Origin of the sequence: Microvirga sp. (assembly GCF_014699075.1) — a bacterium.
Classification (GTDB): Bacteria; Pseudomonadota; Alphaproteobacteria; order Rhizobiales; family Beijerinckiaceae; genus Microvirga.
Map to the genome: position 1 here is coordinate 1 of NZ_JACXAB010000091.1, position 13,525 is coordinate 13,525.

The following is a 13,525-nucleotide window of genomic DNA, read 5'->3' on the forward strand; positions in this document are numbered from 1 at the left end:
GCGGACCGCCCACAGAATGATCTCCGCCGTGAACTGCCGACCCTTGAACGGGTTCTTGTTACTCTGCTTCACCGCCAGTCCCTCTTACTACCCTCGCGTCGTAGCTCAGACGGAGCAAGCTTTAAAACTGCAACAGAACCTTCACATTCAAGTGGCGCAAAGTGTTCGCGTATTGCTGTCGAGGTTCTCCTCTAGTTTCTGCTTCATGCTCACGATCGCCTCGATGCAAGTCTCTGCGAAGGCATTGAGAGCGTGTGGATTGCTTGCCCTCTGATTCTTGTGCAATCGCACGATATAGGGAACGGAGAACGAGAGACGGCGCATCTCCATGCCCTGATTCAGGTAATGCATGGCGCTGATCGGGTTGATGATCGATACCCCGATGCCTTGCGCCACCAGGGAGCAGACGGCCGATGCCGTTGACACTTCCATCCTGAGACGGCGGGTGACCCTATTGTCCCGGAAGATACTGTCCAGATTGCGCCGATACATATCCTCAGCCGAGAAATAGATGAAATCGACGCCTTCGAAATCGGCAGGTGAAAGAACCGTCTTGTGAGAGAGCGGGTGCCCGTGAGGCATGATGCAAACTTGCTCACCGGCAGTGACGCTGGTTGTCGCCCAACCCGCAAAATCGAGATCGGCCTCTACCATGCAGAGATCGTATTGCTGGGCAGATACCCCGGTAGCCGTCACCGCATTTCCAAGGGCGGAGATGCTGATACGGATGGTTTCGTTCGTCTGGATAAAGTCCCGGCATAGCGAGGGCAGCAGGGTCGTGCTGTAAGCGGGCATGCATACGACCTTGATGTGAGCGGACGCGTTCGCACGAATGGCGTCGGCGGTTCTCTCGATCTCATCCAGGCCGATAAAGGATCTGCGCACCTCGCCGTGCAGCAAAATCGCCGCCTCGGTCGGAACGAGGGATCTGCCGTTGCGGGCAAAAAGCGAGAATCCGAGACAGCGCTCGAACTCCTTGAGCTCTCGACTCACGGTCGGCTGCGAAGTGCGCAGAGCCGCTGCCGTCTGCGTAACGCTGCCCGACGACATGAAGGCGTGGAAGATCTCGACGTGCCGAGGAGATATTGTCACACTTCGCTGCCTCCCATATCAAAAATGAATGTATTGAGCAGAAGTTGATATTTGAAGTAGTTTTTCGCCTTTGTCACCATTCTCTCAACAGGCTGCACCACATCCCCTGGGGAGGGGACAGCTGGTCCCGGTCGCAGAGATGCCGGGCCTCAGGGGGAGTAAAAAGAAATGGTGAAGCGCGTCCTTGTGGCCGAGTTCATGCACGAGACGAACACGTTCAGCGTCCAAGAGACCGGCGAGAGCGCCTTCAGGAACAGTAGCTACTATCTCGACAACGACATTCCCGGCGCGTTCGTCGGCACGCGGACCTCGATAGGCGCCGCATTCGAGGTTGCCGAGCGGTTCAATTGGAACCTGGTTCATCCCATCGTGACCTCCGCCAATCCGTCCGGACGCGTAACCGACGCTTTCTTCGATGCGGTATCGGAGCGAATTCTGAAGGCCTGCGAGGACCTCGATGGAATTATGCTGCATCTGCACGGATCGATGTCGACCCAGTCTCATGACGACGGCGAGGGGGAGCTTCTCGCCCGCATCCGCTCGCGGGTCGGCTTTGAAACGCCAATCGTCGCGGTGTTGGACCTGCACGCGACGTTGACGCAGAAAATGGCCGACAATGCCAATTCGCTCATCTCCTACAGGACCTACCCACATATCGATCAGTATGAGCGGACCTGGCAGGCCGCGGAGCTGCTCGACAAGGCCATGTCGAAACAGATAACGCCGCAGGTCGCAGTCGCCCGGCGACCGATCCTGTACGCCCTGGATGGCGGGCGCACCACGTCGCCGCCAATGATGGAGCTCCTGCGGCGAGGGGATCAGATCGAAGCGGACGGAAGGGCGCTCGTGGTCAGCGTGCAGGCCGGCTTTTCATCGGCTGACGTCCATGACATTGGACCCTCCATCGCCGTTACGGGCAACGACCGCGCCGCAGCGCAGGCCATCGCCGAAGAGCTCATGGACTACGCCTGGGAGCAGAGGACATTCTCGTCCATCCACTTCACCCCGCTGGACGAGGCCATCGCCCGGGCGAAAGCTGGCGAGGCGAGTGCGACCAAACCTCTGATCATTGCGGATTATTCCGACAATCCAGGCTCTGGGGCCTACGGGGACGCCACCAACCTGCTCAAGGCCGTGTTGGAGGCCGATCTCCAGAATGTCGGCTTCCATGCGATCTGCGACCCTGAAGCGGTACTGGAGGCCCAGGCGGCAGGGGTCGGCAATCGCGTGACGCTTCGGCTCGGCGGGAAAACCGATCCGGCCATGGGCGGTGGACCTCTCGGTGTCACCGCTCACGTGGCCGCGATCACGGACGGCTCGTTCATCGCCCATGGTCCAATGGGAGGCGGGGCCCGTCGCAATTATGGTCTGAGCGCGCTGCTGCGTGTCGGCGGCGTGGAGATCATTGTGATCAGCTATAACGGACAGGCGACCGATCTTGGGCAATTCACGTCACTGGGCATTGATCCAACGCGGAAATCGACCCTCATCGTCAAATCCATGCAGCATTTCCGGGCCGCCTTTGAGCCGATTGCGCGCGAGGTTCTCGAGGTTGATACGGGTGCCTTGTCGACGCGCAACTTCAAGGAGCGTCCTTACAGGAAGGTCAGGCGTCCCATCTGGCCTCTGGATGCCATCTAAACTTCGTGGTTCGATCACGAGAGACAGGCTCCCGCCGGTAAGCGCCGCCTGGGGCACTAAGGATAACAGGGAATAAGAAATGAACATTGCTGCTAATCGCTCGATCGCATCCGGCTCGATGGGAAAAGGCGCGTCGTGGCCCGTGGCCGACATTGTCCTGAGAAACGGTTCAATCTGGTGCGGTCGAGCGGAGGGGATCGTCGAATCTGTCGCTATCTGGCAGGACCGTGTTCTGGCTACGGGGAGCGAGGCCGATATAGCTCCCTTTATCGGTGATTCCACACGCGTCATCGATCTTGAGGGCCGGCTTGCAACGCCCGGCCTCAACGACTCGCACCTGCACCTGATCTCGCTTGGGATGATGATGGATTGGGTCGATGCAACGCCATCATCAGCCCCGACACTCGATGCTCTTGTTGCGGCCATTGGAGAGCGGGCCGCCAATGCAAAGCCTGGAGAATGGATCCTGGCGCGCGGTTACGACCAGACGAAGCTGGATGTGAAGCGGCATCCCCATCGCGATGAACTCGATCGCGCTGCTCCAAACAATCCCGTGATGCTGGTGCGGACCTGCGGACACATCTCCATCTGCAACTCCCGCGCCCTGGAACTGGCCGGGATTGACGAGACCTCTATGGTCCCGCCGGGCGGTCTCATCGAGCAGCAGGCAGGACGTCTCACGGGGCTTCTGGCCGAGAATGCCCGCGCCCCGGTCTGGGCAGTTGTCCCGCCGCCGACCGAGGACGATCTGGTTAATGCCATCGAGCGCGGCGGTCGTTACCTGCTTTCGTACGGCATCACCAGCTGCATGGATGCGGCTGTGGGGCAGCGGGGCGGTTTCGGTGAGATCGCGGCTTACCATCGCGCGAAGCGCGAGGGACGCCTGCCGGTGCGAACCTGGCTGGCCCTCCTGGGTGATCCGGACAGGTCCATCGTGCCTCAATGCTACGAGGCAGGACTGATCTCCGGCACTGGTGACGATATGCTGATGGTTGGCGGTATCAAGTACTTCCTTGACGGATCAGCGGGGGGGCGCACGGCGTGGATGAAAGAGCCGTATCTCGGAGACGATCGAACGACCGGTGTGCAAATGATGTCGGATGATCAGCTGAATGATCTCGTCATGGATGCTCATGCCAAGGGTTATCAGCTGATCTGCCACGCTATTGGCGATGCGGCCATCGATCAATTGATTTCCGCCTATGAACGTGCGCTCTCGGCCATGCCGGATCCGGACCGCCGCCACCGGATCGAGCATTGCGGCTTCTCGACGTCCGCTCAGCACGAGCGCATGATCAAGGCTGGGATCTATCCCTGTCCACAGCAGGTTTTCGTCTACGACTTTGGCGATGCCTATGTGTCCGTGCTGGGAGAAGAGCGCGGCCTCAAGAGCTATCCGTTCAAGACCTGGTTCGATCTCGGCTTCAAGCCCGCGACAGGGAGTGACGCGCCCGTCTGCGACCCCAATCCGTTCCCGAACTTCTACGCCATGCTGACACGCCGGACTTGGAAGGGAACGGTCATGGATGAGAGCGAGAGGATATCGGTTGAGGAGGCGCTCCAGGCTTATACGGAGTTCGGCGCATTCTCACAGAAAATGGAGAACGTGAAAGGCCGCCTCGTGCCTGGGCAACTCGCAGATATTGCCGTTTTCTCACGAAATCTCCTGAGCGCTACGCCAGAGGACATTCTTGACAATACTCAATGTGATCTTACGATCCGTGGAGGTTCGATCGTTCACGATCGTCTTGGCGTCATATAAAACCACAAAGGGAACGCGCCTCGACATTGAACTGCATCGAAGAGAGTTCGCAAATTGCGGGCCGGCATATCGCCGGCGCGTCCGCAACTGTCACAGCTTGGAGGATCAGCCGTGCTCAAAACGTTCGTCATCACCACTGCGCTCGCCCTTACTATGAGCGCAAGCGCTTATGCGCAAACCCCGCGCCAAGGCGGCACGATCCGCTTCACCGCGCCCTATGGGTCGAGTTTCGCGAACCTCGATATTCATACGTCGAACCGCGCCCAGGACGAGATCTGGGCAAAGGCAATCCATCGGGCGCTCTACAACTGGGATTCGAAGGCCAACAAACCGGTTCTCGAACTCGCGAAAGAGGTAACGGTCTCGAGCGACGGCCTTGTGCACACGTTCAAGCTGCGTGACGATGCCTATTTCCACCATGGCCGCAAGATGACGGCCGACGACGTCATCTGGTCGTTCACGCGCCTCATGGATGGCGCGAAGGCTTATCCGGGCGCGCGTTATGTCCGCATCATCAAGGGGGCCGTTGAAGTTGAGAAGGGCCAGGCGAAGGAAATCTCCGGCCTGAAGAAGATCGACGATTTCACGATTGAGATGACCCTGACTGAGAAGGTCGACCCTGGCTTCAATTTCTATCAGTCGATGACATCGATCTATCCGGCGGATGAGGCTTCGAAGGACACGTTCTTGACGAAGCCTATCGGTCTCGGCCCCTTCAAGTTCGTTGAATACGTTCCGGGCTCCCGCCTCGTAGCCCAACGATGGGAGAAGTTCTATCTGCCCGGCAAGCCTCATGCCGATCGGGTCTCTATCTCGATCATGGGCGAAGCGTCCGCGCGTGATGTCGCGTTCCGCAACAAGGAGGTCGATGCATCCATCCTCGGTCCGACCCAGTACGTTGCCTACAAGGCCGATCCTGAGCTGTCGAAGGGCCTGCTTGAAGTCGCCGAAGTTTACACGCGCAATATGGGCATGAACCCGAACTTCAAGCCTTTCTCCGACAAGCGTGTGCGTCAGGCGATCAACTATGCCATTGATGCCGATCTCATCATCAAACGCCTCGTGAAGGATAAGGCCTATCGCGCTACGAGCTGGCTGCCGACTTCGTCGCCCGCATACGATAAGGATATGAAACCTTACCCATATGATCCCGAGAAGGCGAAACAGCTTCTCGCGGAGGCGGGCTATGCTGAAGGATTCGAATTCGAATGGACGGCAACCTCCAACGAAAGCTGGGGAATCCCGATCGTCGAGGCGGTAATCCCTATGCTCGAGAAGGTAGGCATCAAGGTCAAGATCAAGCCGGTCGAAGGCACTGTCCTGTCCGAGCTTACCAGCAAGGGCGACTACCAGGCATATATTTGGTCGAATACTTCCGGGCCGGATCCGCTGACGGCGCTCAAGTGCTTCCACTCGGCAACGCCGCAATCGGCCTGTAACTACACTCAATTCAAGAACGCAGAGTTCGATAAGCTGCTCGACGAGGCTGCCGCGAGCGACGACCAGACCAAGAGGCTTGAAAACCTGAAGAAGGCGAACGCGATCCTCCGCGAAGAAGCGCCGATGTGGTGGTTCAACTACAATAAGGCCGTGATGGCTTATCAGCCTTGGATCAAGGGGCTGCAGCCGAACGCGACCGAGTTGGCGATCCAGAACTACGAGGACATCTGGGTCGAGGCGTCGTCGCCAGCCGCTAAGTAAGTCACGATCGAGCAAGAGCTCACCATTGAACTGCAAATCCTGGCGCTACTGAGCAACGCTCAGAGCGTCAGGTGGAGTTTTGGATGCTTTCTTTCATCGTGCGGCGTCTGCTGCAGACATTGCCGATCATATTGGCCGTTGCCGCTCTGATCTTCCTGATGTTCAGCGTGATTCCGGGCACATTCGCATCCAGCATGAGCGATGATGGGCGCAGCGTTCTGGATGCCGAGGTCATGGCCCGCATGAACAAGGAGTTCGGGCTGGAGGACCCCGTGTATGTCCGCTTTGGCAAATACATCGCTCAGTTGGCGACCTTCGATCTCGGAACCTCATTCCGTTCGCGCCAGCCGGTTGCCGATGTCATTGCGGAGCGTCTCTGGCCAACAGCGCAGCTTGCCCTCGCGTCCATGCTATTTGCGATCGCCGTCGGTGTGCCGCTCGGGTTCATCGCCGCCCTGCGGCCGGGGAGCTGGATAGACACCTTTTCCATGGTCGGTGCGGTATCGGGCTTGTCCCTGCCCAAGTTCTGGCTCGGCCTGATGCTTATGTACCTGTTTGCCCTGGTGCTCGGCTGGCTTCCGAGTTTCGGCTATGGGGGAGGGAGTCTGCGCTATCTCATTCTGCCATCCATCGCCCTCGGTGTTGCGCCGCTGGCCCTTCTGGCACGAACGACAAGAGCCGCCGTGCTCGAGATCATGAACGCTGACTTCGTGCGCACGGCGCGCTCGAAAGGAATGAGCGAAAGCAAGGTTGTGCGGTGGCATCTCACGCGTAACGCTCTCGTGATCATCCTGACCACCATCGGTCTCCAGTTCGGGACGGTCATCGGACAGGCGGTCGTGATCGAGAAACTGTTCTCCTGGCCCGGTCTTGGGTCGCTCCTGGTCGACAGCGTGACATTGCGCGACATTCCCGTGGTTCAGGGCTCGATCCTCGTGATCGTTCTTCTGTTCCTCCTCATCAACATGCTTGTCGATGTGCTGTGTGCGATCATCGATCCGCGCATCAAGTATACCTAAGGCGGCCACATGAAGTTCAGAGCCAATCTCGTGATTGGAGGCGTGCTTTTCGCCGGTGTGATCATCGCCGGCATCTTCGCCCCCTGGCTGGCGCACACCGACCCGGTCATGGATGCTAACTTGTTGTATGCCGAGGAACCGCCCGGCAGTGAGTTCTGGTTTGGCACCGATGCTCAGGGACGTGACATTTACAGCCGCGTTCTTCACGGAGCCAGGATCTCGCTCACGGTTGGCATCGTGTCCCAGCTCATCAACACCGTCATCGGCGTGGCCCTGGGCCTCTCTGCCGGCTATTGGGGCGGTTGGTGGGATGATGTCGTCAACGGTCTCACCAACATGATGTTGGCGATCCCGTCCCTGATCTTCGCTCTCGCCATCATGGCGATCCTCAATCCCGGGCTGACCAGCCTGCTGATCGCGCTCGGCCTCACCAACTGGTCGTTCACCTGCCGATTAGCTCGCGCCTCGGCGCTCTCGCTCAAGAGCCAGGGCTATGTCCAGGCCGCGAAAGTGCTCGGATACGGGGATATCCGCATCATGCTGACGCAGCTCCTGCCCAACATGCTGGGGCCGATCATTGTCATCGGCACCCTTGGCATGGGCGGCGCGGTGTTGGCGGAGGCAGCCCTGTCGTTCCTCGGCCTCGGCATCCGGCCACCCTATCCCAGCTGGGGAAGCATGTTGTCGGATGCCCGCGACCAGATCACCACGGCGCCGTGGATCTCGATCTTTCCCGGACTCGCGATCTTCATGACGGTCCTGGGCCTGAACCTGCTCGGCGACGGCCTGCGCGACATCCTCGATCCTCAAGCACGGACGCGGCGCGCATGACGGGACAACCGATTCTCGAAGTCGAGAACCTCAGGATCGATCTGGCCCTCGGCGGCAAGCGCTTCCCCGCCGTGCAGGATGTGTCCTTCACCATCGACCGGGGCGAGACGCTCGGCCTCGTCGGCGAATCCGGCTGCGGCAAGAGCATTACGGCTCTCTCGCTGATAGGCCTTCTGCGGGATCCGCTCATGATCGGAGGCGGGACGATCCGCTTCAACGGGCGTGAGATCCAGAATCTGTCGGCCTCCGAGATGCGAAAGCTGCGCGGCAACCGCATCTCCATGATCTTCCAAGAGCCCATGACGGCGCTCAATCCGCTCTCCCCCGTGGGCCGCCAGATCGCCGAGATGTTCGTTCTGCACAAGGGAGCGAGCTGGAACGAGGCGGAGAAGCTGGCCGTCGAGGCGCTCGCCAGCGTGCGTGTTCCGGCGCCCGAGCGACGGGTCAAGGATTATCCGCACCAGTTGTCGGGCGGAATGCGGCAGCGCGTGATGATCGCAATCGCCTTGGCCTGCGGTCCCGACCTTCTCCTGGCCGACGAACCGACGACGGCGCTCGACGTCACCGTGCAGGCCGAGATTCTCGACCTCATCCGGGAGCTGTCGTCCGCCAAGGGCACGGCCGTTCTGATGATCAGCCACGATCTTGGTCTCATCGCCAATATGTGCCGCAGGGTCGGCGTCATGTACGCAGGCAGGCTCGTCGAGGAGCGCAATGCGGAGGACGTCTTCCGCTCACCCAGCCATCCCTACACGAGGGGCCTCGTGGCCTCGCTGCCACAGCTTGGAGCACGTGCGCGGCATGGCCGCCAGCGCCTCAAGGAGATTGCCGGCGTCGTTCCGCCCGTGTCGGCCTTCCCGGAAGGATGCCGCTTCAATCCGCGTTGCTATGCGTCCACCGAACGCTGTCGGGCGGAAGATCCCGGCGTGACGGCGCTCGGCGACGGGAGCTTCGTACGGTGCCACCACCATGAATAACTCCTCCAACGACACGATCCTCAAGGTTGAGGATCTCGCTGTGCATTTCCCGGTAGGCGGCGGGCTCCTCGGCAGATCGCGCCGGTACCTTCACGCGGTCGACGGCGTCGATCTCGAACTCAAGCGCGGCGAGTGCCTTGGCCTCGTCGGCGAATCGGGATGCGGAAAGTCGACTCTTGCGCTCACCATCCTGGGCCTGCAGGAGCCGACCCGCGGGCGGATCGTTCTCGACGGGCACGAGGTTGCGCGCGAGGGGATGGACCGCAAGGCGCGGGCGCGCATCGCGCAGATGGTGTTCCAGGATCCGTATTCATCCCTTAATCCGCGCCAGACCGTCCGCCGGACCCTCGAGGCGCCGCTTCGGCTCCACGGCATCACGACGCCCAGCGAGATCGACGGGCGCATCGCCGAGATGCTCGGGCGCGTCGGTCTGAGGCCGGACCACGCCGAGCGCTATCCGCACGAGTTCTCCGGCGGCCAGCGCCAGAGGATCGGCATCGCGAGGGCGCTCATCCTCGATCCGAAGATCATCGTCCTCGACGAGCCGGTCTCGGCCCTCGACGTTTCCATCCGGGCGCAGATCATCAACCTGCTGCTGGAGCTCCAGGAGACGCTCGGCCTCTCCTACCTCATGATCAGCCACGATCTCGGTGTCGTAGAGCATATGAGCGACCGCGTCGCCGTCATGTATCTCGGTCGCATCGTCGAAACCGGCGGCTGGGAGACGATCTTCACGAACCCTCGGCACCCCTATACCCGCGCCCTCATCTCGGCCATTCCGGATCCATTCAAGCGCAGCCGAGGCGACAAAATCACCGGAGAGATTCCCAATCCGCTCAATATGCCGACGGGATGTGGCTTTCACCCTCGCTGTCCCGAAGCGCGGGAGATCTGCCGCCCATCGCCGGTGCCGGAGTTGCAGGAGGTCGGCGAGGCTCATCTCGTCCGATGCCGCCGGGTCCACGAGATCGCCGCACCACGCGGGGCCCTTGTCTCGTCGGGCTGACCGGCCCTAATGAGCCTTCTCTCCGCCATGTCTTGAACGACCTCCCGGAAAGTACCCCGACATGACCTGCGTTCCGAAGATCATCGTTCGCGTGCCGCGTGCGGACAGCCCTTCCCATCTCGGCCAACTGACGATCGGTGACTGGACGATTCCATGCACGATCGGAGCAGGCGGGCTGGTTCAGGCGTCCTTCAAGCGGGAGGGAGACAAACGAACCCCCATCGGTATTTTTCCGCTGCGCTACGGCTTCTTCGATCACGCCGCCCTTCCGGACTTTCTCCGCGATCTCGCCTTTCCGTTCGTTCCATTCTCGGACGACATGATTTGGGAGGAAGATGGCGACAACTACAACCGGCTGGTCTTCTCCGAGGATGGCGAGCGCGCCGACGAGAGGCTAGTGCGGACTCGCGCCGAGCGCCTCTTCGATGTGATCATTCCGATCGGCTTCAACGATGCCGTTCCCGAACGTGGCCGCGGCAGCGCTCTCTTCATCCATGCGGCGCAGGGCGACAGGGGCGGCACCGCAGGATGCATCGGCGTTCCCGGGGACAGGATACTTGATCTGGTCCGGCGCCTGAGACCCGGAATGCTGATCGATATTGGCTATGCGCAGTCCGATGACCGGGAGCGCCTCGATCCCGAGACGCCCATCGAGACCGTGCGCTTCACGGGGCTCGACCGGGGCCCGAAGCTGATCGTGGTCGGAGCCGTCCACGGCAACGAGACCTGCGGGCCGCAGGCCATCCTGCGCGCAATCGAGGATTGCCGCGCGGGCCGCCTCTCAATCCGTCGGGGCGAGGTGACCTTCCTACCTGTCGCCAACATGAAGGCCTACCGCCATGGGACGAGAGAGGGCGACCGCAACCTGAACCGGGATCTGCGCGAAAAGACCATCCCGGAGGATTACGAGGACCGGATCGGCAACCGCCTCTGCTCCCTGCTGCGGGAGCATGATGTTCTGCTCGACATCCACTCATTCCGGGGTGAGGGCGAGCCGTTCGTTTTTGCCGGCCCCCTCGACAATACGGGGCCTGTCGAGCCGTTTCGTCATGCCGCCGCGGAGGGCGCCTTCGCCGCAAGGCTCGGCACCTCGATCGTCATCCACGGTTGGCTCGATGTCTACGGCCGCTTCCTCAGGGAGCGTGAGAGGCTCGGCCATGCGAACAAAGCGGTTTCCGAGGGGGTTGGCACCACCGAATATATGCGTTTCTCGGGAGGCTATGCCGTCACTCTGGAATGCGGCTCCCACGAGGATCCGCAAGCCGCCGAAGTCGGCTATGCGGCCATCATCAATGCCCTGGCGCATCTTCGCTTGATCGACGCTCCTTCGCCGAAGGTCACGGCTGAGACTGTCATTCGAGTGGCAGATATTGTCCTCTGCGAGGCTGAAGGCGACGGACTTGAGGGAACTTGGCGAACGGGCGATGCGGTCTCTGTCGGGCAGGTCATCGCTCGTCGTGCCAACGGGGAGTTGCTGACTGCCCCGACGGACGGCTTCATCATATTCCCGAACTACACGGCAAAGCCTGGAGATGGACTCTGCTATTTCGGCCTGCCCAGCACTCGCGCTCTTGCCGGATAAGAGATCGCCGGCTCCAGGTCTGACGGAAAAGTCCTCTTGCGCTTTCGACGCCTGTTCTTCGTCGCGCGACGGATATGGTCCGAAGGGGGATCTGTTGCAAACTTGCTTTTTACCTATCGTTTGTAACGAAGCAACGAAAGCCCGCGCGTGGAAAATCAACGACTTAAGAAGCATGCTACATCGCCAAAACGGCACCTGAAGGGGCGATACTCAAAGTTTGCGACATGTGTGGACGTGTGTGGACGCCCCGCGTGACGCAAGAGAAATCTTCAGGTTTGATGCAGCGCGTGGTCGGGTGCGGACATGTGTGCGGCCTCGAATGCGGCCGTTCACACGCCGCGGGCCCGGATGGGAGTTCGCGGATCAGGTCCAAATCAGAACCACGTGCTTGAAGCACCTGTCGCAAAGCTGGTTTTCCTGATCCCGTCTCAGTGACCGTTGCGCCATCTCTCTCCTATGACCTTCCCACGTCCCGACGACCTCACAGTCGCAAGCGGTTAGACCACCGCGACTTGAGCCTGATAAACCCCGCCTCTCGCCATCAGGGCCCAGATGATGCGAGCCATCTTGTTGGCCAGCGCCACCCGCACCAGCATCGGCGGCTTGCGTGCGATCATGCGGGCCATCCACGAGCCTGCTGGAGCCCCATTGCGAGCCACCCACCGTACAACGGCACTGGCGCCGATGATCAACAGGCGGCGCAAGGTCCGCTCGCCCATCTTCGAGGTGGCACCCAGCTTCTGCTTGCCGCCGGTCGAATGCTGCAAGGGTGTGAGCCCCACCCAGGCAGCGAAGTCCCGCCCGCGCTTGAACGTCTCGGCCGGTGGTGCAAGCGCCGCCAGGGCCACCGCGGTCACCGGACCGACGCCCGGGATGGTCATCAGCCGCCGCGCTGTCTCGTTTGCCTTAGCTCGTTGGGCGACCTCCTGGTCCAGGCCTGCAATTTGCTCATCCAGGCGATGGAGCGTGTCGACTAGCATCTGGAGGATCGGCCGGGCGATCTCAGGAATGGGCTCGTCTGGATCCTTGACCGCCTGCACGAGTTGCGGAACACGAGCAGGCCCTTTGGCCGCCACGATGCCGAACTCGGCCAGATGTCCTCGCAGGGCATTGATGATCTGAGTTCGCTGCCGCACCAGCAGATCGCGGGCCCGGAACACGAGAGCTGCGGCTTGCGTCTGCTCGCTCTTGGCAGCCACAAAGCGCATGGTCGGGCGCTGGGCCGCCTCGCAGATCGCTTCCGCATCCGCGGCATCATTCTTCTGACGCTTCACAAAGGGCTTCACGTAAGCCGGTGGGATCAGCCGGACGGCATGCCCGAGCCGGCCGATCTCGCGCGCCCAGTGATGGGAGCTGCCGCAGGCCTCCATGGCCACCGTGCAGGGTGGCTGAGACGAGAAGAATGTCAGAACTTGGTGCCGCCGCAGCTTCTTGCGGAACAGGACCGCTCCGGATGCATCGGCGCCGTGAACCTGGAACACGTTCTTCGCCAGATCCAACCCGATTGTGCTAACCTCTCCCATGGACGCCTCCCTCAAGTGGTGTTCAACACCTCCACTTTGGCACACCAAGGCCGTTGGGGGGCGTCCACATGGGGTAATCGCGGGAGCGAGTCGCCCCGAACCAGTCACGCTCATGGAAGGCGGTGGCTGTTCCCCGATAAGATGAAAGTACGGGCTCACGACCGGAAGCCGGGCCCAAGCATCGAATGGAGAACAGCCATGGACGACTATATCGGGCTCGACGTGTCGATGAAAGAGACAGCAGTGTCGATCCGCCGGGGCGGCAAGCGCGTCTGGCGCGGCAAGTGCCCGTCTGATCCGAAGCTGATTGCGGACCTGATCCGCAAACGCGCCCCATCCGCCAAACGAGTGATCTTCGAGACCGGTCCTTTGTCCGTGTGGTTCTACCATG

At 61.0% G+C, this 13,525-nt stretch carries 10 protein-coding genes and 1 pseudogene; 9 read left to right on the forward strand and 2 right to left on the reverse strand.

The window, feature by feature from the left end:
- Nucleotides 1–147: 147 nt before the first annotated feature.
- A complete protein-coding gene (locus IC232_RS31410; RefSeq protein ID WP_312895273.1) occupies nt 148–1,092 on the reverse strand; it encodes a LysR family transcriptional regulator in 945 nt (314 codons plus the stop codon).
- A 168-nt stretch (nt 1,093–1,260) separates the two neighbouring features.
- On the opposite strand from IC232_RS31410, the gene IC232_RS31415 reads away from it, so the two are divergent.
- The 8 genes from IC232_RS31415 (at nt 1,261) to IC232_RS31450 (ending at nt 11,611) form a co-directional block, all read left to right on the forward strand.
- Nucleotides 1,261–2,733 carry a M81 family metallopeptidase gene (locus IC232_RS31415; RefSeq protein ID WP_190848880.1) on the forward strand — a complete coding sequence of 491 codons (1,473 nt, stop codon included), beginning with the start codon at nt 1,261–1,263 and terminating at the stop codon, nt 2,731–2,733.
- Nucleotides 2,734–2,851: 118 nt separating this feature from the next.
- A complete protein-coding gene (locus IC232_RS31420; protein ID WP_190848887.1) occupies nt 2,852–4,495 on the forward strand; it encodes an amidohydrolase in 1,644 nt (547 codons plus the stop codon).
- Nucleotides 4,496–4,648: 153 nt separating this feature from the next.
- Complete coding sequence (locus IC232_RS31425) at nt 4,649–6,196, forward strand: ABC transporter substrate-binding protein (RefSeq protein WP_190848888.1); 1,548 nt, start codon at nt 4,649–4,651, stop codon at nt 6,194–6,196.
- A gap of 83 nt (nt 6,197–6,279) precedes the next feature.
- On the forward strand, nt 6,280–7,215 hold the full coding sequence (locus tag IC232_RS31430; protein ID WP_190848881.1) for an ABC transporter permease: 936 nt from the start codon (nt 6,280–6,282) through the stop codon (nt 7,213–7,215).
- Nucleotides 7,216–7,224: 9 nt separating this feature from the next.
- Nucleotides 7,225–8,046, forward strand: a complete 822-nt coding sequence (locus IC232_RS31435; protein WP_190848882.1) for an ABC transporter permease — start codon at nt 7,225–7,227, stop codon at nt 8,044–8,046.
- Entirely contained in the window at nt 8,043–9,023 is a 981-nt protein-coding gene (locus IC232_RS31440; protein WP_190848883.1) for an ABC transporter ATP-binding protein, read from the forward strand. Before IC232_RS31435 ends, IC232_RS31440 begins: the two co-directional genes overlap by 4 nt.
- Entirely contained in the window at nt 9,016–10,029 is a 1,014-nt protein-coding gene (locus IC232_RS31445) for an ABC transporter ATP-binding protein (RefSeq protein WP_190848884.1), read from the forward strand. Before IC232_RS31440 ends, IC232_RS31445 begins: the two co-directional genes overlap by 8 nt.
- Nucleotides 10,030–10,090: 61 nt before the next feature.
- Nucleotides 10,091–11,611 (forward strand): succinylglutamate desuccinylase/aspartoacylase family protein, encoded by a 1,521-nt coding sequence (locus IC232_RS31450; RefSeq protein ID WP_190848885.1) that lies wholly within the window; start codon nt 10,091–10,093, stop codon nt 11,609–11,611.
- A 497-nt stretch (nt 11,612–12,108) separates the two neighbouring features.
- On the opposite strand, the gene IC232_RS31455 is transcribed toward IC232_RS31450, so the two are convergent.
- Nucleotides 12,109–13,134 (reverse strand): IS110 family transposase, encoded by a 1,026-nt coding sequence (locus tag IC232_RS31455; RefSeq protein ID WP_190848886.1) that lies wholly within the window; start codon nt 13,132–13,134, stop codon nt 12,109–12,111.
- Nucleotides 13,135–13,332: 198 nt separating this feature from the next.
- Here IC232_RS31455 and IC232_RS31460 point away from each other — a divergent pair.
- Nucleotides 13,333–13,525 (forward strand): annotated as a pseudogene (locus tag IC232_RS31460) (IS110 family transposase); the annotation flags it as partial.

What these genes read in the sequence shown, in the direction of transcription:
- IC232_RS31415 (WP_190848880.1), top strand. Translation starts at nt 1,261, where the DNA reads ATGGTGAAGCGCGTCCTTGTGGCCGAGTTCATGCACGAGACGAACACG.
- IC232_RS31420 (WP_190848887.1), top strand. Translation starts at nt 2,852, where the DNA reads ATGGGAAAAGGCGCGTCGTGGCCCGTGGCCGACATTGTCCTGAGAAAC.
- IC232_RS31425 (WP_190848888.1), top strand. Translation starts at nt 4,649, where the DNA reads ATGAGCGCAAGCGCTTATGCGCAAACCCCGCGCCAAGGCGGCACGATC.
- IC232_RS31430 (WP_190848881.1), top strand. Translation starts at nt 6,280, where the DNA reads ATGCTTTCTTTCATCGTGCGGCGTCTGCTGCAGACATTGCCGATCATA.
- IC232_RS31435 (WP_190848882.1), top strand. Translation starts at nt 7,225, where the DNA reads ATGAAGTTCAGAGCCAATCTCGTGATTGGAGGCGTGCTTTTCGCCGGT.
- IC232_RS31440 (WP_190848883.1), top strand. Translation starts at nt 8,043, where the DNA reads ATGACGGGACAACCGATTCTCGAAGTCGAGAACCTCAGGATCGATCTG.
- IC232_RS31445 (WP_190848884.1), top strand. Translation starts at nt 9,016, where the DNA reads ATGAATAACTCCTCCAACGACACGATCCTCAAGGTTGAGGATCTCGCT.
- IC232_RS31450 (WP_190848885.1), top strand. Translation starts at nt 10,091, where the DNA reads ATGACCTGCGTTCCGAAGATCATCGTTCGCGTGCCGCGTGCGGACAGC.
- IC232_RS31455 (WP_190848886.1), bottom strand. Translation starts at nt 13,134, where the DNA reads ATGGGAGAGGTTAGCACAATCGGGTTGGATCTGGCGAAGAACGTGTTC.